Source organism: Micromonospora sp. NPDC048935 (genome assembly GCF_043197875.1).
Taxonomy (GTDB): Bacteria; Actinomycetota; Actinomycetes; order Mycobacteriales; family Micromonosporaceae; genus Micromonospora.
Map to the genome: position 1 here is coordinate 432,032 of NZ_JBICTZ010000001.1, position 18,466 is coordinate 450,497.

Annotated in this window: 17 protein-coding genes; 14 read left to right on the forward strand and 3 right to left on the reverse strand. The window is 71.7% G+C overall.

What is annotated here, in order from left to right:
- Positions 1-87: 87 nt before the first annotated feature.
- The 6 genes from infB (at position 88) to ACGFIW_RS02460 (ending at position 5,886) form a co-directional block, all read left to right on the forward strand.
- Entirely contained in the window at positions 88-3,108 is a 3,021-nt protein-coding gene (infB, locus tag ACGFIW_RS02435) for a translation initiation factor IF-2 (protein WP_357553740.1), read from the forward strand.
- A gap of 90 nt (positions 3,109-3,198) precedes the next feature.
- On the forward strand, positions 3,199-3,495 hold the full coding sequence (locus ACGFIW_RS02440) for a DUF503 domain-containing protein (RefSeq protein WP_030489481.1): 297 nt from the start codon (positions 3,199-3,201) through the stop codon (positions 3,493-3,495).
- Positions 3,496-3,619: 124 nt separating this feature from the next.
- Entirely contained in the window at positions 3,620-4,120 is a 501-nt protein-coding gene (gene rbfA / locus ACGFIW_RS02445; protein ID WP_393310559.1) for a 30S ribosome-binding factor RbfA, read from the forward strand.
- Positions 4,117-5,166, forward strand: coding sequence for a bifunctional oligoribonuclease/PAP phosphatase NrnA (locus ACGFIW_RS02450; RefSeq protein WP_393310560.1), 1,050 nt, complete (start codon positions 4,117-4,119; stop codon positions 5,164-5,166). Before rbfA ends, ACGFIW_RS02450 begins: the two co-directional genes overlap by 4 nt.
- A gap of 103 nt (positions 5,167-5,269) precedes the next feature.
- Entirely contained in the window at positions 5,270-5,677 is a 408-nt protein-coding gene (locus tag ACGFIW_RS02455; protein WP_393310561.1) for a hypothetical protein, read from the forward strand.
- Positions 5,677-5,886 (forward strand): DUF6186 family protein, encoded by a 210-nt coding sequence (locus ACGFIW_RS02460; protein ID WP_357073285.1) that lies wholly within the window; start codon positions 5,677-5,679, stop codon positions 5,884-5,886. The genes ACGFIW_RS02455 and ACGFIW_RS02460 overlap by 1 nt, the downstream gene beginning before the upstream one ends.
- A 435-nt stretch (positions 5,887-6,321) precedes the next feature.
- On the opposite strand, the gene ACGFIW_RS02465 is transcribed toward ACGFIW_RS02460, so the two are convergent.
- The gene (locus ACGFIW_RS02465; RefSeq protein WP_393310562.1) at positions 6,322-7,167 is read right to left on the reverse strand and encodes a hypothetical protein; all 846 of its coding nucleotides are present in this window, start codon (positions 7,165-7,167) and stop codon (positions 6,322-6,324) included.
- Between the two features lie 204 nt (positions 7,168-7,371).
- On the opposite strand from ACGFIW_RS02465, the gene ACGFIW_RS02470 reads away from it, so the two are divergent.
- Positions 7,372-8,694, forward strand: a complete 1,323-nt coding sequence (locus ACGFIW_RS02470; protein ID WP_393310563.1) for an MATE family efflux transporter — start codon at positions 7,372-7,374, stop codon at positions 8,692-8,694.
- 110 nt (positions 8,695-8,804) lie between these two features.
- On the opposite strand, the gene ACGFIW_RS02475 is transcribed toward ACGFIW_RS02470, so the two are convergent.
- Positions 8,805-9,773: a hypothetical protein gene (locus ACGFIW_RS02475; RefSeq protein WP_393310564.1), complete on the reverse strand. Its 969-nt coding sequence runs from the start codon at positions 9,771-9,773 to the stop codon at positions 8,805-8,807.
- A 199-nt stretch (positions 9,774-9,972) separates the two neighbouring features.
- Here ACGFIW_RS02475 and truB point away from each other — a divergent pair, with 199 nt between their 5' ends.
- From truB to ACGFIW_RS02510, 7 genes are all read left to right on the forward strand, one after another.
- Complete coding sequence (gene truB / locus ACGFIW_RS02480) at positions 9,973-10,815, forward strand: tRNA pseudouridine(55) synthase TruB (RefSeq protein ID WP_393311211.1); 843 nt, start codon at positions 9,973-9,975, stop codon at positions 10,813-10,815.
- Positions 10,816-10,877: 62 nt separating this feature from the next.
- Positions 10,878-11,807 carry a bifunctional riboflavin kinase/FAD synthetase gene (locus ACGFIW_RS02485; protein ID WP_393310565.1) on the forward strand — a complete coding sequence of 310 codons (930 nt, stop codon included), beginning with the start codon at positions 10,878-10,880 and terminating at the stop codon, positions 11,805-11,807.
- A gap of 200 nt (positions 11,808-12,007) precedes the next feature.
- Entirely contained in the window at positions 12,008-12,277 is a 270-nt protein-coding gene (gene rpsO, locus ACGFIW_RS02490; RefSeq protein WP_030337594.1) for a 30S ribosomal protein S15, read from the forward strand.
- Between the two features lie 227 nt (positions 12,278-12,504).
- Positions 12,505-14,907 (forward strand): polyribonucleotide nucleotidyltransferase, encoded by a 2,403-nt coding sequence (locus ACGFIW_RS02495; protein WP_393310566.1) that lies wholly within the window; start codon positions 12,505-12,507, stop codon positions 14,905-14,907.
- A gap of 47 nt (positions 14,908-14,954) precedes the next feature.
- Complete coding sequence (locus tag ACGFIW_RS02500) at positions 14,955-16,352, forward strand: M16 family metallopeptidase (RefSeq protein ID WP_393310567.1); 1,398 nt, start codon at positions 14,955-14,957, stop codon at positions 16,350-16,352.
- 94 nt (positions 16,353-16,446) lie between these two features.
- Positions 16,447-17,199 carry a 4-hydroxy-tetrahydrodipicolinate reductase gene (gene dapB / locus ACGFIW_RS02505; RefSeq protein WP_393310568.1) on the forward strand — a complete coding sequence of 251 codons (753 nt, stop codon included), beginning with the start codon at positions 16,447-16,449 and terminating at the stop codon, positions 17,197-17,199.
- Between the two features lie 76 nt (positions 17,200-17,275).
- A complete protein-coding gene (locus ACGFIW_RS02510; RefSeq protein WP_393310569.1) occupies positions 17,276-17,746 on the forward strand; it encodes a GNAT family N-acetyltransferase in 471 nt (156 codons plus the stop codon).
- Positions 17,747-17,868: 122 nt separating this feature from the next.
- Here the strand turns inward: ACGFIW_RS02510 and ACGFIW_RS02515 are convergent, their stop codons facing one another.
- The gene (locus ACGFIW_RS02515; protein WP_393310570.1) at positions 17,869-18,453 is read right to left on the reverse strand and encodes a GNAT family N-acetyltransferase; all 585 of its coding nucleotides are present in this window, start codon (positions 18,451-18,453) and stop codon (positions 17,869-17,871) included.
- Positions 18,454-18,466: the final 13 nt, after the last annotated feature.

Sequence of the window (18,466 nt, forward strand, 5' to 3'; positions counted from 1 at the left end):
GATGAAGTCCCTGAAATGACCAGGCTTCAAGTGCACGAGTGAGGTCGCTGCGGGTGCTGCCCGCACGACCTCGGAGTGAGGAGTGCAGTGGCAGGCAAGGCCCGCGTTCACGAGCTTGCAAAAGAGCTCGGGGTCGAGAGTAAGACCGTTCTCGCCAAGCTGAAGGAAATGGGCGAGTTCGTGAAGTCCGCGTCCAGCACCGTCGAGGCGCCCGTCGCCCGACGGCTGCGTAACGCATTCGTCGCGTCCGCCGGTGCCCCGGCACCGGCCGCCCCGTCGGCGCCCGCGCCGACGCCGGCTTCCAACCCGACCCCGACGCTGTCCCCGACCCCGGGCGCGCCCCGGGTCTCGGCCAAGCCGATGCCGCCTCGGCGGCCGGCCGCGCCGGCACCCGGCCCGAAGCCGAAGGGCCCGGTGCCCGCCGCACCGCAGCCCGCGGCTCCGGTCGCCAAGCCGGCGAGTGCCCACGACATCGAAGTGGCGGCCGCCGAGGCGCGCGCCGCCGCGCTGAAGGCTGAGCAGGAGGCCGCGGTCAAGGCCGCGCAGGCCGCCCGCCAGCAGCAGCGGGACAACCCCGTTCGCCGGGAGCCTCCGGCCGACGGCGGCAACCGTCCCGGTCCTCGGCCGGGTCCCGCCGCGATGCCACCCCGTCCCGGTTCGCCGGCCGCTCGTCCGAGCACGCCGGCTCCCGGTCCGGGTGCCCGTCCCGGTGGTCGTCCGCCGGCGCGCGGTGCCGGTAACAACCCGTTCGGCATCCAGGGTGGCCAGCAGCAGCGGCCCCCGGCCGCCGGTGCGGGTGGTCCCCGGCCCAACAGCCCGGCGGGCATGCCGCCGCGGCCGAGCCCCAACTCCATGCCGCCGCGGCCCAGCCCGGCGTCCATGCCGAGCCAGCGTCCGGCTGCCGGTCGCCCCGGTCCCGGTGGCGCTGGTCGCCCCGGTGGCGGCGGTGCCGGTCGTCCCGGTGGCGGCGGCGGTGGCTTCCGTGGCGGTCCCGGCGGTGGCGCCGGTGGCGGTGGCGGTTACCGCGGCGGCCCTGGTGGCGGCGCGGGTGCCGGCGGTGGCGGTGGCTACCGTGGCGGTCCCGGCGGCGGTGGCGGTGCTCCCGGTGGCGGTTTCCGTCCGGGTGCTCCCTCCGGTGGCGGCGGTCGTCCGGGTGCGGGTGGTCGTGGCCGTGGCGGCGGCGCCGCGGGTGCCTTCGGGCGTCCGGGTGGCCGGCCGACGCGCGGTCGCAAGTCCAAGAAGCAGCGCAGACAGGAGTTCGACAACCTGTCGGCTCCGACCATGAGCTCGGGTGCTCCCCGGGGTCAGGGTCAGGTCGTCCGGCTCTCCCGTGGCGCCTCGCTGTCCGACTTCGCTGACAAGATCAACGCCAACCCGGGTTCGCTGGTCCAGGAGATGTTCAACCTGGGCGAGATGGTCACCGCGACCCAGTCCTGCTCTGACGACACCCTGCAACTGCTGGGTGAGCACCTGGGCTTCGACATCCAGATCGTCAGCCCGGAGGACGAGGACCGCGAGCTGCTCGCGCAGTTCAACATCGACCTCGACGCGGAGGTGGCCGAGGAGCGTCTGGTCAGCCGTGCGCCGGTGGTGACCGTCATGGGTCACGTCGACCACGGTAAGACCAAGCTGCTCGACGCGATCCGCAAGGCGAACGTCGTCGCCGGTGAGGCGGGTGGCATCACCCAGCACATCGGTGCGTACCAGGTGCACGTTCCGCACGATGGTGTGGACCGCGCGGTGACCTTCATCGACACCCCGGGTCACGAGGCGTTCACCGCCATGCGTGCTCGTGGTGCCCAGGTGACGGACATCGTGATCCTGGTGGTCGCGGCCGACGACGGCGTGATGCCGCAGACCATCGAGGCGTTGAACCACGCCAAGGCGGCCGACGTGCCGATCGTGGTCGCGGTCAACAAGGTCGACAAGCCGGAGGCCAACCCGGACAAGGTCCGCCAGCAGCTGACCGAGTACGGCCTGGTCGCCGAGGAGTACGGCGGCGACACCATGTTCGTCAACGTGGCCGCGAAGCCCGGCATCGGCATCGAGGAGCTGCTCGAGGCCGTCCTGCTGACCGCCGACGCGTCGCTGGAGCTGACCGCTCCGATCGACGGGCCGGCGCAGGGTGTGGCCATCGAGGCGCACCTGGACAAGGGCCGCGGTGCGGTGGCGACGGTGCTCGTGCAGAAGGGCACCCTGCGGGCGGGCGACTCGATCGTCGCCGGTGGGGCCCACGGCCGGGTCCGGGCCATGCTCGACGAGAACGGCAACCAGCTCTCCGAGGCTGGGCCGGCGCGTCCGGTCATGGTTCTGGGTCTGACCGCACCGCCCGGTGCGGGTGACACGTTCCTCGCCGCGGCGGACGACCGCACGGTGCGGCAGATCGCCGAGCAGCGCCAGGCGCGGCGGCGGGCGGCGGCATTCGCCAACTCCCGTGGTCGGGCCACCCTCGAGACGCTCATGGAGCAGCTCAAGGAGGGCGAGAAGACGTCGCTCAACCTCATCCTCAAGGGCGATGTCTCCGGTTCGGTGGAGGCCCTGGAGGACGCGCTGTTCAACCTCGACATCCCCGAGGAGGTCCAGCTCAAGGTCCTCGACCGGGGCGTCGGCGCGATCACCGAGAGCAACGTCATGCTCGCGAGTGCCTCGTCCGAGCCGGTCACGATCATCGGCTTCAACGTGCGGGCCTCCAACAAGGTCCGTGAGATGGCCGACCGCGAGGGCGTGGAGATCCGGTATTACACCGTCATCTACCAGGCCATCGAGGAGATCGAGGCAGCGCTCAAGGGCCTGCTCAAGCCGGAGTACGAGGAGGCCGAGCTGGGCAGCGCGGAGATCCGCGACGTGTTCCGCTCGTCCAAGATCGGCAACATCTCCGGTTGCATCGTCCGGTCGGGCGTCATCCGGCGCAACGCGAAGGCTCGACTGCTTCGGGACGGGACGGTCGTGGCGGACAACCTCACGATCACCTCGCTCAAGCGGTTCAAGGACGACGCCACCGAGGTCCGCGAGGGCTTCGAGTGTGGTCTGACCCTGGGTGGTTACAACAACGTCCAGGTCGGCGACGTCATCGAGACCTTCGAGATGCGGGAGAAGGTTCGCGCCTGATCCGGCAGTGACACGCTGATCAAGGGGTTTACGCCGTACGGCGTAAACCCCTTGATCATGCGGGGTGGGTTGGCGGTATCGTCCGTGGCGATGTTCACCGGAACCGCGGTCTTCGACCTGCTGCTGCCGGGCGACTCCAGGTCGCTCAAAGCCAAGAGATCATATGTACGGCCGATCGTGGCGGCGCTGCGCCGCTTCGAGGTGTCGGCCGCCGAGGTGGGTGCGCTCGACCTGCACGGTCGGGCGCAACTCGCGGTGGCCGTGGTGGCCGCCGAGACGGCGCACGTCCGTGAGGTGCTCGACTCCTGTGAGCGCCTGGTGGCCGGTCGCCCCGAGGTCGAGCTGCTGTCGGTGCGGCGCCGGCTGTACGGCGTGGACGACGACTGACCCGGGAGCCGGCTGTGCCGGGCGACCGGTGCGGCCGCGAAGGTAGTGTTCGAGATGTTGGCCGGTCGGCCGGCGGCCCCGGGTCGCTGGTCGACCGGGAGCAGGACGCCGTGGAGGTGGCGAGATGTCTGATCCGGCCAAGGTACGCCGGCACGCGGAACGGGTGCGTGAGCTGGTCGCGTCGGTGGTGCGGAGCCAGATCAAGGACCCGCGGCTGGGGATGATCACCATCACCGATGCCCGGATCACCGCGGACCTGCGGGACGCGACGGTGTTCTACACGGTGCTCGGTGACGCGGTGGCCCAGGCTGACACCGCGGCGGCGCTGGAGAGCGCCAAGGGGCTGCTGCGCAGCACCGTCGGCAAGGCCCTCGGGCTGCGGCACTCGCCGACCCTGACGTTCGTCCTCGACGACGTGCAGGACCAGGTCAAGCACATCGACGACCTGCTCGCCGCCGCGCGCAACGCCGACGCCGAGGTGCAGCGGCTCGCCGCCCAGGCGAAGTACGCGGGCGAGGCCCAGCCGTACCGGGTCGACGACGAGACGGATGAGGGTGACGAGGCGGACGAGGCCGACCCGGCCACCGACGTCACGGGGGCCCCACGGGGTGGGGAAGCGCGGTGACCAGCACCGCCAGCGTCCCGCTCGCCGGGGCGGCCGGGGTCGGCCCCGCCGAGACGGACTGGGCCGCCGCCGAGGCGCTGGTGCGGGCTCTCCCGTCGAACGCCCGGGTGCTGCTGATCTGCCACGTCAACCCGGACGGCGACGCGCTGGGCAGCATGCTCGGCTTCGGTCTGGGTCTGCGGCAGTTCGGCGTCCGCGAGGTGCAGGCGACGTTCCCCGGGCCACCGGAGGTGCCCGAGCCGTTCCGGGGGCTGCCCGGGCTGGACCTGTTGGTCCCGGCGGACGCCGTCGACCCGGCACCGGACCTGGTGATCTGCTTCGACGCGGCGAGTGAGTCGCGCCTCGGTGAGTTGGCCGGGCGGTTGTCGTCGGCGGGTGCGGCGCTGGTGCTCGATCACCACGCCTCGAACTCCGGCTTCGGCACTGTCAACCTGGTGGACCCGGGTGCCGCGGCGACGTCGGTGGTGGCGGAGCAACTGCTGGCCCGGCTCGGCGTCGTGGTGGATCCGCCCATCGCGGAGTGCCTCTACGTGGCACTGACCACGGATACCGGGTCGTTCCGTTTCGCGGCGACCACCCCGGCGGTGCACCAGATGGCCGCCCGGTTGCTGGCGACCGGCATCTCGCCCGGGGACATCTCCCGGCAGGTCTTCGACACCCGCCCGTTCGGGGCGGTGCGGCTATTCGGTGAGGTGCTCGGCCGGGCCCGGCTGGAGCCGGAGGCCGCTGGCGGCCGAGGCTTCGTCTGGACCTTCGCCACCCTTGACGACCTGGCCCGGCACGACCAGCGTCCGTACGTGCTGGAGGCGCTCATCGACTCGGTGCGGTGCACCGCCGAGGCGGATGTGAGCTGTGTGGTCAAGCAGGTCACGGCCGGCGAGTGGGCGGTGTCGATGCGCAGCAAGGGCGCGGTGGACGTCAGCCGGGTCGCGGTCACGCTGGGCGGTGGTGGCCACACGTTCGCGGCGGGGTTCACCGGTCGGGGCAGTGTCGAGCAGGTGGTCGAGTCGATCCGTGCCCAACTGGGCGCGGCGTTGGTCGGCTGACGCCGGCCTTCGGCAGTCATCGATCCGTTGGTCTGGAAGATCAGGGTCAGCTCCGGGGGGTGTCGGTCTTCCCGCGCTCCGTGAGACCGGGAAGAATTGCGGGATGGAGCAGCCGCACGATCTCACCGTGGAGGCCCCCCGTGCCTGGGACCGGCCCGCCGTCTCCGTTCCCGTCCTCGTCTGCCTGTCGCTCGTCGGGGGCCGGTTCGCGTCCTTCTCCACCGAGGCCAATCTGTTCACCCTGGGCACCGGTGGCGTGCTGATCTGGCTCGGTCTGAGCAATCGGGTGCCTCGTCGACCGGCGCCGCGCCGGCTGGGCTCGGGCGCGGTCTGGTGGGCGGTGCCGGTGGTGGTGTTCGGCGTCTTCGAGGGTGTGACCTTCGTGCTGGCGGCAGGTGACGACTTTCCCACCTTCTCCCGGCTGGCCGACCCTCTTTTGGAGGACCAGCTGACCCGGTCGGCGGCGTGGTTCGCCTGGCTGGCCGCCTTCTGGGGGCTGGTGCGGCGATGATGCGGGCGCTCGCGATCGGGGGTTTCCTCACCGCGTTGGTGCTCTTCGCGGTGGTCGAGTGGATGGCCCGGCGGGAGGGTTCCCGCATTCCCACGCTGGGCGAGGTCTGCGCGTACGTGATGCGGTACGAGGTGGGCCCGGTGCCGGTGGGCCGAATCGGTCTGTTCGGGTTCTGGTGGTGGCTGGGCTGGCACTTCCTGGCCCGCTGAGCCGGGTCGCGGCCTGTCCAAATGGCGGGAAACGAGCGCAGCATGTGAACCTGAACGATAACTTGGGAGAAGGCCGGTGCCGCGTAGCGGCGCAGGTCATGGGTGGTGGTGCCACACCTCGTGCCGCCTCCCTTCAGGGTCGGATCGACCCGGGCTCACGCTGCCCAGCCGGCTGCTCCGGTAATCCCGGACCGCCGTGGGGCGCTCAGCACGACCGCCCGTGAGGGGCTGCCGCAGGTCGGTGGCCCACGCCCTGGAAGGACCACCACGATGCCGAACAAGCCCAAGCCCGAGACCACCGACGACGCCCGCGAGCAGGCCCGCCGCGCGCTGCAGACGTCGATGGACACCCGTCAGTGACCCATCTCGACCGGTGGTGACGCCGCCGATGCGCCGACGGCGTCCCCGTCTGGCCACCAGTGGGAGTCGAGTCGTTCAGGACAGAAACTTGTCCAGGGCCGCCTCGATGGTGCCGGAGTCCGGCGCCGCGTACGCCCTCATGGTGGTCCTGTCGTACGAGATGAAACTCGGGCACCGGTTCGTCGGGGCGGTCACGGTGCCGCCGTCGCCGATCTTCTCGGCGGTCCTGGCCGCGTAGAAGGTCAGGGTGTAGCGCGACGAGACGTAGTCGATGCTGATCTGCTTCTCCGTCTTGTCCTTGTACTGACACTTCTTCGGGACGCCCTGGCTGCCCTCGTCGAACTTCAGGCAGCCGACCACCGACACCTTCTGGTAGTCCGCGCCCTTGGCGTAGTAGGACTTGTCCGAGGGGACGTACGTCGACGACCAGGACGTCGGCCGGTCGGGGTTGTTCGAGAACGTGTACGCCTTGGCGCCCGCCGGGCCGCTGTAGGGCGCCGCGTTCAGGATCGGGCTGCCTTCGCAGACGTTCGACAGGTCGCTGGAGTAACGGGCGGTCATCGAGTTGTTGTTGTTTTTCGATGGATCTGCCTGCCCGGGCGTGGGGGCGACCCCCGTGCCCGGCGTGCTGCCGGTGCCCAGCGTGGGGGTGGTGGACGTGCCCCGTGCGGGCTCGTCGTCATCGTAGGCGACCAGGATGCCGATTCCGGCGCCGCAGATGGCGAGTATGACGACCACCGCGCCGGCGACCAGCCCGATGATCAGGCCCTTGTTCGACGTGTTCGGTGCCGGCGGCAGTGGTGCGCCGTAGTACGGCTGGGTTGGTGGCTGTCCGTACGGCGGGTAGCCACCCTGCTGTGGGGCCGGGGGGCCGCTCCAGGGGGTGACGTTCGGGTCGGGCGGAGGGTAACTGTCGCTCACTGTCATAAGACCTATCGCTGTCGTGGTGCCCCCGCGTGGGAGCCTCGGACAGGGTAGTGAGCGCCGCAAACCGGGATGGCGGCGACAGGGAGCGCGTCAGGGCCTCGATCCCCCGGTGACGTCCGCCGAGCTGGTCGAGAGGTGGACCCGTAAGTCACCAGCAGCCTTGTGATCCTTACCGCGGCCATGCCAGGATCGGCGGCGATGAACCACACCACCACCGCTCACCGACCCGCCTCGCCGCAGCGGATCGCCGCGCTGGCCCTGCCGGCCCTCGTGGTGCTCGCCGCCGAGCCGCTCTACGTGCTTGTCGACACGGCGGTGGTCGGCCACCTCGGCCGGGTGCCGCTCGCCGCGCTCGCCGTCGGCGGCACGGTGATGACGCTCACCGCCTGGGTCGGCACCGTCGTCGCGTACGGCACCACCGGGCGCGCCGCCCGCCGCTTCGGTGCGGGTGACCGGGCCGCCGCGGTGGCCGAGGGCGTCCAGTCGTCCTGGTTGGCGTTCGGTGTCGGTCTGCTGATCGCGATCGGCATGCAGGTCGGCGGGGGCGCGCTCGCGCGTACCCTCGCCGGTGGTGCCGGCGACGTGGCCGACGCCGCCGCCCACTGGCTGCGGATCGCGGCCCTCGGCGCCCCCGGCCTGCTGCTCGCCGCCGCCGGCAACGGCTGGCTGCGCGGCGTGCAGGACACCCGCCGCCCGCTGTTCTTCGTGCTCGGCCCCAACCTGCTCTCCGCGCTGCTCTGCCCGCTGCTTGTCTATCCCGGCGGGCTGGGCCTGGTCGGTTCGGCGGTGGCGAACGTCGTCGCCCAGACGCTCTGCGGGACGCTCTTCGCCGCGGCACTGGTCGCCGAGCGGGTGTCGCTGCGGCCCCGGCCCCGGGTGATCCGCCAGCAGTTGGTGCTCAGCCGGGACCTGCTGATCCGTGGGCTGGCGTTCCAGGCCAGCTTCCTCTCCGCGACCGCCGTCGCCGCCCGGTTCGGTGCCGCCGCCGTCGGTGCCCACCAGATCGCCCTGCAACTCTGGTTCTTCACCGCGTTGGTGCTCGACGCCCTCGCGATCGCCGCCCAGTCGCTGGTCGGCGCCGCGCTCGGTGCCGGCGACGACGTGGGCGCCCGGGCGCTCGCCCGTCGGATCGGGATGCTCGGCGGCATCTGCGGCGTCGCCTTCGCGCTGCTCGTCGCCGCCGGCGCCGGCGTCGTTCCGTCGTGGTTCAGCTCCGATGCCGGGGTACGCGCACAGGCCCTGACGGCCTGGCCGTGGTTCGTCCTCATGCTGCCGCTGGCCGGGGTGGTGTTCGCCCTCGACGGCGTGCTGATCGGCGCGGGGGACGTGCGTTACCTGCGCAACCTCACGATCGTGGCGGCGCTCGGCGGTTTCCTGCCGGCGATCTGGCTGACGTACGCCCTCGACCTCGGGCTGGGCGGCATCTGGGCCGGGCTCACCCTGTTCGTGGTGATCCGGCTGGTCGCCCTGCTGCTGCGTCTGCGCAGCGGTGGCTGGGCGGTGACCGGCGCGATCCGCTGACCCGCTGACCCCACCGTCCGCGCCGATCTTGCACTTTCTGTCGCCGATGTGAGGTGAATGGCGCCCCTATGTCGGGGCAGAAACTGCAAGATCGCGGGAGGCCGGGCGGGTTAGCAGGTTTCTGCGTCGTCGGGGCTCCACCGCGGGTCGTAGATGTCCCTGGTGGATCCCGCTCGTGCGGGCGGGGGGAACCCGATCTCCAGGTCGATCATTCCCCGCAGGATCGCGGCGCAGGTGGCGTTGAGCACGTTGACGTCGGTGTCTGCCAACCACAGGCCGGTCGAGGTGGCCAGGACGTCGTCCGGGTGCGGCACCTGCCAGAGCACTTCGTCCCGGAGGGTGACGAGCCCGGTGCCGGGCGGATGTGCCTGCGGCCGGGGCAGGGCGAAGGCGTACACCCACAGGAACCGGGTGGTGATCTGCAGCGTCCGGATACCGTCGTCGTTGGCCAACCGGTACTCCACGGTGCCACTGACGCGGATGCCCGCCGCCGGGTCGAATCGCGGGTCGGCCGCGGGATCGATGCGGGTGGCGTAGGCCAGGGTTTCCCCGGCCGCGAAGTCCTTGTCCATCTGGTGCCGGCCGTCCGGTGACAGCAGAGCGATGAACTTCGCCGGGTCGCCGGCGAGCATGGACGGCTCGAGCCGACCGTGGATCAACGCCTGCTTGACCTTCGCCAGCGCGTCCGCCACCTGCTGGGCGGTGAACGGCGCGGCGGCCCGGGCTGTCGGGAGGGTGATTCCCGCCTCGCCCACGGCGAACGTCTCCGCCGGGGTGCCGGCGAACGGGCCGAGGACGTTGCCGCTCGCGTCGACCGGCCGGGAGTTCGCGGCTCGTGCCAGGTGGAAGCCCTGCCAGGCCAGCACCGCGACAAGCGTCAACCCGACCAGGGCGGCGGTCCCGCCGAGCACCTTCCCGGCGTGCTGTTCCCACCCCAGCCGCAGCCGTTCCGCCCTGGTCAGCGCGCGCTCGGTCACCGGCTCGCGCAGCCAGTCCGCCACTCTGAGTGGTTCAGGCTCGGCGGTATCCGGGTGGCGGGCCGGGGTGTTGGGCGGGCTGGCGGGCTCTTCGCTGGTCATCTGTCGTCCTGGCTCGACGGGAGCGGGCGAGTGATCTTCGCATCCGTCGAGACGTCGTGGTATCCCCTCGATGTCCGAGTCAGGGGTGGGTGGTGCCCGCCGAGAGAGCCACCCGCGACGACGGTCGCCGACCGGCGGTCTGGCAGGCTTGGGCGTCGTGAGCACCGATGGTCTGATCGTGGTCGACAAGCCCGGCGGCATGACGTCGCACGACGTGGTGGCGCGGATCCGCCGCCTGGCGAAGACTCGGCGGGTCGGGCACGGTGGCACCCTCGACCCGATGGCCACCGGTGTGTTGGTGATCGGTGTGGGCCGGGCCACCCGGCTGCTGACCTACGTGATCGGCGCGGGCAAGAGCTACACGGGCACCATCCGGCTCGGCCAGACCACCGTCACCGACGACGCCGAGGGCGACGTCACCGCCACCACCCCGGTCGGGCAGGTCACCGACGACGCGATCCGGTCGGCGCTGGCCGCGCTCAGCGGCGAGGTCGACCAGGTGCCGAGCGCGGTCAGCGCCATCAAGATCGACGGGCAGCGGGCGTACAAGCGGGTTCGCGACGGGGAGAGCGTCGAGCTGCCCGCACGGCGGGTCACCATCTCCCGCCTGGAGGTGCTGGCGATCCGCCGCACCGAGCCCGACGTCGTGGACGTCGACGTGGACGTGACCTGCTCCTCCGGCACGTACATCCGGGCCATCGCCCGGGACGCGGGCCGGGCGCTCGGCGTCGGTGGCCACCTGACGGCCCTGCGGCGGACCGCGGTGGGTGGCTTCACCCTGGCCGAGGCGGCCACCCTCGACGAGCTGGAGCAGCGCGCCCCGGACGTGGTGAACCTGCCCCTGGACGCGGCAGCCGCCCGATTCTTCCCGCGCCGGGAGGCCACGCCCGACGAGGCGAAGGTGCTCGGCCACGGCGGGCCACTGGACCCGGCCGGCATCGCCGGGCCGTACGCCGTCTTCGGACCGGCGGGCGGTCTGATCGCTATCGTCAGCGAGCGGGACGGGCGGGCCCGCGCGGAGATCGTGCTCGCCCCGGCCTGACGGGTCGGAAGGCAGGCCCGCCGGCCCCGGCCGGCGGTGTCGGGACACCAGAGAGGAACGGCATGCAGCGGTGGCGGGGGTACGACGCGGCGCCCGGTGGGTGGGGACGCTCGGTCGTCACCATCGGCGTCTTCGACGGCGTGCACAAGGGGCACCAGGCGACCATCGGGCACACCGTGGCCCGAGCCCGGGAGCTGGGCGTGCAGTCGGTGGTGGTCACCTTCGACCCGCACCCGGCGGAGGTGGTCCGCCCCGGTTCGCATCCGGCGGTGCTCACCGAACAGGCCCGCAAGGCCGAGCTGATCGAGCAACTCGGCGTGGACGTGCTCTGTGTGGTGCCGTTCACTCCGGAGTTCTCCCGGCTGCCGGCCGAACAGTTCGTGCACGACGTCCTGGTCGAGCACCTGCACAGCGCGCTGGTGGTGGTCGGCGGCAACTTCCGGTTCGGGCACCGGGCGGCCGGCGACGTGGCGCTGTTGGAGCGGCTCGGTCAGACCTTCGGCTTCGCGGTGGAGGGCAGCCCGCTGGTCACCGAGGACGGCACCGTCTTCTCCTCCACGTACATCCGCTTCTGCGTCGACGCGGGCGACGTCGGCGCGGCCGCCGCCGCGCTCGGCCGCCCGCACCGGGTGGAGGGCGTCGTGGTCCGCGGCGACCAGCGGGGGCGCGAGCTGGGTTTCCCCACCGCCAACCTGCTCTGCCACCGGTACGCGGCGGTCCCGGCCGACGGGGTGTACGCGGCCCGGCTGATCCGTCGCGGGCAGCACGAGCCGCTGCTGGCGGCGGTGTCGGTGGGCACCAACCCGACCTTCTCCGGGCGGGAGCGGCGGGTGGAGGCGTACGCGCTGGACTTCTCCGGCGACCTGTACGGCGAGCGGTTGGCCCTGGACTTCGTGGCACACCTGCGCGGTCAGATCCGGTACGACTCGATCGAGCCGTTGATCGCCCAGATGAACCAGGACGTCGAGCGCACCCGGCGCGCGCTGGCCTGATCGGCGTGGGGTGACAGGGCCCCGCCGAGGCCCTTCGCCGGGTGTTACCGGCGAGTGCTGGTAGTCTTGCGCAAAACGTCGGGTGACCGGCGTGGGGCCTCGCGTGCCTGCTCGACGCCGCGGGTGCGAGGTACCGGTCCGTTCCCGGTCCATCGGGACGACGGACACCTACTTGATCAACCCATCGAAACAGGGAGAACATGGCGCTCGACCAGGAAGCCAAGGCCAGCATCCGCGCGGAGTACGCGACCGCCGAGGGCGACACCGGTTCGCCGGAGGTCCAGGTCGCGGTCCTCACCAAGCGGATCGCCGAGCTGACCGAGCACCTGAAGGTGCACAAGCACGACCACCACAGCCGCCGTGGGCTGCTGCTGCTGGTCGGCCGCCGCCGTCGGCTGCTCAACTACGTGCAGAAGAAGGACATTGCCCGCTACCGGTCGCTCATCGAGCGGCTCGGCCTGCGCCGGTGACGTGACGGGGGAGTGGCCGCTCGGCCGCTCCCCCGTACGGCGTCCCACCTGAAAGAAACACGGGCCGCGCGACCACCCGAGAGGGAGCCGGTCAGCGTACCGGTCTCCGGTAGTGGCCCCCGGGAACCCGGCATCACGCCGGCCACCCGGGCGCTTCGATCGAAGACCGGCCGGCTGAGCAGCTCCCCGATGTCGTGGGCCCACGACGCGAAGGAGCACGACAGCACATGACCGAGACCAAACTCGGCACCGAATCCCGCACCGCCGTGATCGACAACGGGTCCTTCGGCACCCGCGAGATCACCTTCTCCACCGGCCGGCTGGCTCGCCAGGCCGCCGGTTCCGTCATCGCCCAGCTGGGCGAGACGGTCGTTCTCTCCGCCACCACCGCCGGTAAGCACCCGAAGGAGCAGTTCGACTTCTTCCCGCTGACCGTCGACGTCGAGGAGCGGATGTACGCCGCGGGCCGCATCCCCGGCTCGTTCTTCCGCCGTGAGGGTCGGCCCAGCGAGGACGCGATCCTCACCTGCCGGCTGATCGACCGGCCGCTGCGCCCGTCCTTCGTGAAGGGCCTGCGCAACGAGGTCCAGGTCGTCGAGACCATCCTCGCGCTCGACCCGCAGCACCCGTACGACGTCGTGGCGATCAACGCCGCCTCGATGTCGACCAAGCTGTCCGGCCTTCCGTTCTCCGGCCCGATCGGTGCGACCCGTGTCGCCCACATCGACGGCCAGTGGGTCGCCTTCCCGACCCTGGAGGAGCTGGCCCGGGCCACCTTCGACATGGTCGTGGCCGGCCGCACCCTGGAGGACGGTGACGTCGCGATCATGATGGTCGAGGCGGAGGCCACCCCGAACGCCGTCGCCCTGATCTCGGCCGGCGCCACCGCCCCGACCGAGGAGGTCGTGGCCAGCGGCCTGGAGGCCGCCAAGCCGGCGATCCGCGAGCTGTGCCGCGCGCAGGCCGAGCTGGCCGAGGTCGCCGCCAAGCCGGTCACCGAGTTCCCCGTCTTCCTGGACTACTCCGACGACGTGTACGACGCCGTCGCCGACCTGGCCCGCGGCGAGGTCGCCGAGGCGATCACCATCGCCGGCAAGGCCGACCGCGAGGAGGCCCTGGACCGGGTCAAGGCCCGCGTCGCCGAGGAGCTGGGCGCCCGGTTCGAGGGGCGCGAGAAGGAGCTGTCCGCAGCCTTCCGCTCGCTCACCAAGTCCGAGGTGCGCAACCGCGTGCTGCGCGAGCAGGTCCGCATGGACGGGCGTGGCCCGCGCGACATCCGGGCGCTGACCGCCGAGGTCGGAGTGCTGCCCCGGGTGCACGGTTCGGCGCTGTTCGAGCGGGGCGAGACCCAGATCCTGGGCGTCACCACTCTCAACATGCTCCGGATGGAGCAGATGGTGGACACGCTGTCCCCGGAGAACCGCAAGCGCTACATGCACAACTACAACTTCCCGCCGTACTCGACCGGTGAGACCGGCCGGGTCGGCTCGCCGAAGCGTCGCGAGATCGGCCACGGCGCTCTCGCCGAGCGTGCGCTGATCCCGGTGCTGCCGTCGCGCGAGGAGTTCCCGTACGCCATCCGGCAGGTCTCGGAGGCCCTCGGCTCCAACGGCTCCACCTCGATGGGTTCGGTCTGCGCGTCGACGCTGGGCCTGCTCTCCGCGGGTGTCCCGCTGAAGGCGCCGGTCGCCGGCATTGCGATGGGGCTCATCTCCGACGAGGTGGACGGCAAGACCCAGTACGTGACGCTTACCGACATCCTCGGTGCCGAGGACGCGTTCGGTGACATGGACTTCAAGGTCGCCGGCACGCCGGAGTTCGTCACCGCGCTCCAGCTCGACACCAAGCTCAACGGCATCCCGTCGGACGTGCTGGCCGCCGCGTTGCAGCAGGCGAACGAGGCCCGGCAGGTCATCCTCGGTGTCATGAAGGCCGCGATCGAGGCTCCGGCCGAGATGTCGGACTACGCGCCGCGGGTCACCACCGTCAAGATCCCGGTGGACAAGATCGGCATGGTGATCGGCCCGAAGGGGCAGACCATCAACGCGATCCAGGACGAGACCGGCGCCGAGATCTCCATCGAGGACGACGGCACGATCTACGTCGGCGCCACCAACGGCCCGTCGGCCCAGGCGGCCGTCGACCGGATCAACGGCATCGCCAACCCGACCCTGCCGAAGCAGGGCGAGCGGTTCCTCGGCACGGTGGTCAAGACCGCCGCGTTCGGTGCGTTCATCTCGCTGCTGCCGGGCCGCGACGGTCTGCTGCACATCTCCAAGGTGGGCGACGGCAAGCGGGTCGAGCGCGTCGAGGACTTCCTCAACGTCGGTGACCGGGTCGAGGTCGAGATCGCGGACATCGACGCCCGCGGCAAGATCTACCTCGACAAGGTCCGCCCGGAGGGCACCGAGGCTCCGGCCGCCGGTGAGGCCGCCGGCGGCGACCGGCCGGCTGGTCGGGACCGGGGCGACCGTGCTCCGCGTGACCGCGGCGACCGTGAGCGTGGCGGCGACCGGGGCGGCGACCGTGGTGGCCGTGGCCCGGAGCGTGGCGGCGAGGGCGGCAACGGCGGCGGCGGCGAGGGTGGCGAGGGCGGCGAGCGTCCGCGCCGCCGGACCCGGCACAGCTGACAGTCGTACAACGCATCACCCACCCCTCGTCGAACCGGGAGCAACACGTGAGTCGGGCCTTCAGTGCGCCGTTTCCACCGGATCGACGGGGGGTGGCCCCGTCTCGGGACACCGGGGCGGGCCGCTCCGGCGGCACCGCCCGCGCGGTGACCCGGACGCTCAGCGACGACCCGCTGGGCGGCACGGTACGACGTACCGTGCTGCCCAGCGGCCTGCGCGTCCTCACCGAGGCGATCCCGACGATGCGCAGTGTCTCGTTCGGTGTCTGGGTGGCGGTCGGCTCGCGTGACGAGAGCGGCCCGCAGGCCGGTGCCGCGCACTTCCTCGAACACCTGCTCTTCAAGGGCACCCACAAGCGCACCGCACTGGAGATCTCCTCGCAGATCGAGGCGGTCGGTGGTGAGACGAACGCGTTCACCACGAAGGAATACACCTGCTACTACGCCCGGGTGCTGGACGAGGACCTGCCGCTCGCGGTCGACGTGATGTGCGACCTGGTCGCCGACTCGCTGCTGGAGCCCGCCGACGTCGAGACCGAGCGCGGCGTGATCCTCGAAGAGATCGCCATGCACGACGACGAGCCCGGTGACGAGGTGCACGACCTCTTCGTCCAGGCCGTCTACGGCGACCACCCGCTGGGTCGGCTGATCTCCGGCACCGCCGAGACCGTCACACCGATGACCCGCAAGCAGATCCAGAGCTTCTACCGGGGCCGCTACACCGCGCCGCAGATCGTCATCGCCGCCGCCGGCAACCTCGACCACGCCGCGGTGGTCAAGATGGTCCGCCAGGCGGTGCGGGGCACCCCGCTGGACAGCGACCCGGCCACGCCGGCGCCGCACCGCGCGGCCACCCCGGCGGTACGCACCAAACCGGCGACCACCCTGGTGGAGCCGAAGGAGACCGAGCAGGCGCACATCATCCTCGGCTGCCCCGGCATCGACCGCCTCGACGAGCGGCGCTTCGCCCTCGGGGTGCTCAACAACGTGCTCGGCGGTGGCATGTCCAGCCGCCTCTTCCAGGAGATCCGCGAGCAGCGCGGCCTCGCGTACTCGGTCTACTCCTACGCCAGCCAGTACGCCGACACCGGCCTGTTCGCCGTCTACGCCGGTTGTGCGCCGGGCAAGGTGGACGAGGTGCTGGCCCTGACCCGCGCCGAACTGGCCCGGGTGGCCGCCGACGGGTTGACCGAGGCCGAGGTGGCCCGGGGCAAGGGGATGAGCAAGGGCTCGTTCGTTCTCGGCCTGGAGGACACCGGCTCGCGGATGAGCCGACTGGCCAAGGGCGAGCTGCTCTACGGCGACCTGATGCCTGTCGACGAGCTGCTCCGCCGGGTCGACGACGTCACCGTGCAGGACGTGAACGTCCTCGCCGCCGAGCTGCTCAGCCGCCCGATGTCGCTGGCCGTGGTCGGCCCGTTCGGCGCGGGCGACTTCACGGTCTGAGGTCTGCCGCCCGGCGCGTCGAGGGCTTCCCGGCCGGTGGAGCGCACCGGATCCGGCCAGAGGGGCGCGTCCCGATTGGGATAGGTTGTGCCCCGTGACTGACGAGCAGGAGAAGAACCGGGTCGGCGTGTTCGGTGCCCGGGGCCGGATGGGCGTCGAGGTCTGCAAGGCTGTCGACGCCGCCGACGACCTCGACCTGGTCGCGGCGATCGACCAGGGCGACGACCTCTCCGCCGCCTCCGGTGCCGACGTGGTCGTCGACTTCACCACCCCGGACGTCGTCATGGACAACCTCCGGTGGTGCGTCGAGCAGGGCATCAACGCGGTGGTCGGCACGACCGGCTTCACCGAACGGCGGCTGGAGCAGGTGCGCGGCTGGCTGGCCGACAAGCCCGGGGTGGGCGTCGTCATCGCCCCGAACTTCGGCATCGGCGCGGTGCTGATGATGCAGTTCGCCGCACGGGCCGCCCGATACTTCGAGTCCGTCGAGATCATCGAGCAGCACCACCCGCGTAAGTTGGACGCCCCGAGCGGCACCGCCACCCACACCGCCCGGCAGATCGCCCAGGCCCGCGCCGACGCCGGCCTCGGCCCGGTGCCGGACGCCACCAAGGACGAGGTGCCGGGTGCGCGCGGTGCCGACATCGAGGGGGTACGCGTGCACGCGGTGCGCGCCACCGGCCTCGTCGCCCACCAGGAGGTGCTGTTCGGCACCACCGGCGAGACGCTGACCATCCGGCACGACTCGTACGACCGGGTGTCGTTCATGCCGGGCGTGCTGCTGGCCGTCCGCGCGGTGGGCAACCGCCCCGGCCTCACCGTCGCCCTGGACGCCCTGCTCGACTGACCGACCCGTTGCTCCGCTTCCGTCCGCCGACCAGGCCCACAACGCCGCACAGCGCGGGCCGGATAGCATCCGCCGCATGATCGACGGGGGACACCTGGACCGGCTCGGGAGGCGGGTCACGCTCCGGCCGGTGGACGACGACAACTGGCGGGCGGTGGCCGACGTCGCCCCGCGCGACGACCAGCGTCGCTTCGTGGCCGCGCTGGGGGCCCGCTACCTGCTGCTCAGCATGCGTTCCGAGGTGTGGACCTCGCTCGCGGTGTACGCCGACGAGACCATCGTCGGCCATGTCATGTGGGGCGTGGACGACGACGGCTCGCACTGGATCGGCGGGATGCTGATCGACGCCGCCGAACAGGGCAAGGGTGTCGGCCGGGCTACGGTGCAGACACTGGCCCCCTGGCTGGCGGCCCAGGACGGCAACCCCCCGGTGCGCCTCTCGTACCACCCGGACAACACCCAGGCCGCCGCCCTGTACACCGCGCTGGGCTTCCACCCCACCGGCGCCCTCGACGACGACGAGGTGATCGCCGAACAAACCCGCTGACCCCCGCGATCTTGCACTCCCTGCCGTGGCCAGCGTCGATCATGGAGTTGTGGTGCCTCACAAAAGGGGCCCACGTGGAGCTTTCGCCCACCACAACTCCATGATCGACGGGCGGGGTGGGTTCAGTCCCCGGTGGGGACCTTTTCCGCCGGGACGCCCACGTGCAGGCGCACCTGGGGCACGAGCATGTCGTCGACGTCCAGCGCGCGGGCCGCGCCGTCGAGCTCCCAGCCCGTGCTGGTGAGGAACTTGCGGGTCGCCTCGTCACCCTCGAACGCCCAGGCCACCGCCCGGCTCAGGCCGTCCTCCCGCCACAGGTCGACGGCGGCGGCGAGCAGCCGGCTGCCGTGCCCACGTCGACCCCAGCGCGGCTCCACCAGCAGATCCGTCACCGCGGCCACATCCGGGCCGAGCGCCTCGGCCGGCTCGCCCGGGGCCAGCGCCTCCGCGTCGGCCGGACCGGAGGCGGCGAACCCCACCAGATACGATTGCTCGGCCTGTTCGACGGCGACCAGCACCCGGTGCGCGTCGGAGGGCGGCTCCAGCACCGCGGCGTTCCACCGCCGGGCGAGGAACGCCTCGTCCAGGTTGTCGAGCACGTGCCGAGGCAGGATCCGGCGGTACGCGACCCGCCAGGTCGCGAGTTGGATGCGTGCGATCTCGCCGGCGTCCTCAGGACGCGCCGGGCGGACGTACCCGAGAGCCATGGGACGGAAGCCT

Bases quoted from the DNA above. Each gene is read 5' to 3' on its own strand.
- ACGFIW_RS02440 (WP_030489481.1), top strand. From the start codon at position 3,199: ATGTTCACCGGAACCGCGGTCTTCGACCTGCTGCTGCCGGGCGACTCC.
- rbfA (WP_393310559.1), top strand. From the start codon at position 3,620: ATGTCTGATCCGGCCAAGGTACGCCGGCACGCGGAACGGGTGCGTGAG.
- ACGFIW_RS02455 (WP_393310561.1), top strand. From the start codon at position 5,270: ATGGAGCAGCCGCACGATCTCACCGTGGAGGCCCCCCGTGCCTGGGAC.
- ACGFIW_RS02460 (WP_357073285.1), top strand. From the start codon at position 5,677: ATGCGGGCGCTCGCGATCGGGGGTTTCCTCACCGCGTTGGTGCTCTTC.
- ACGFIW_RS02470 (WP_393310563.1), top strand. From the start codon at position 7,372: ATGAACCACACCACCACCGCTCACCGACCCGCCTCGCCGCAGCGGATC.
- ACGFIW_RS02475 (WP_393310564.1), bottom strand. From the start codon at position 9,773: ATGACCAGCGAAGAGCCCGCCAGCCCGCCCAACACCCCGGCCCGCCAC.
- truB (WP_393311211.1), top strand. From the start codon at position 9,973: ATGACGTCGCACGACGTGGTGGCGCGGATCCGCCGCCTGGCGAAGACT.
- ACGFIW_RS02485 (WP_393310565.1), top strand. From the start codon at position 10,878: ATGCAGCGGTGGCGGGGGTACGACGCGGCGCCCGGTGGGTGGGGACGC.
- rpsO (WP_030337594.1), top strand. From the start codon at position 12,008: ATGGCGCTCGACCAGGAAGCCAAGGCCAGCATCCGCGCGGAGTACGCG.
- ACGFIW_RS02495 (WP_393310566.1), top strand. From the start codon at position 12,505: ATGACCGAGACCAAACTCGGCACCGAATCCCGCACCGCCGTGATCGAC.
- ACGFIW_RS02510 (WP_393310569.1), top strand. From the start codon at position 17,276: ATGATCGACGGGGGACACCTGGACCGGCTCGGGAGGCGGGTCACGCTC.
- ACGFIW_RS02515 (WP_393310570.1), bottom strand. From the start codon at position 18,453: ATGGCTCTCGGGTACGTCCGCCCGGCGCGTCCTGAGGACGCCGGCGAG.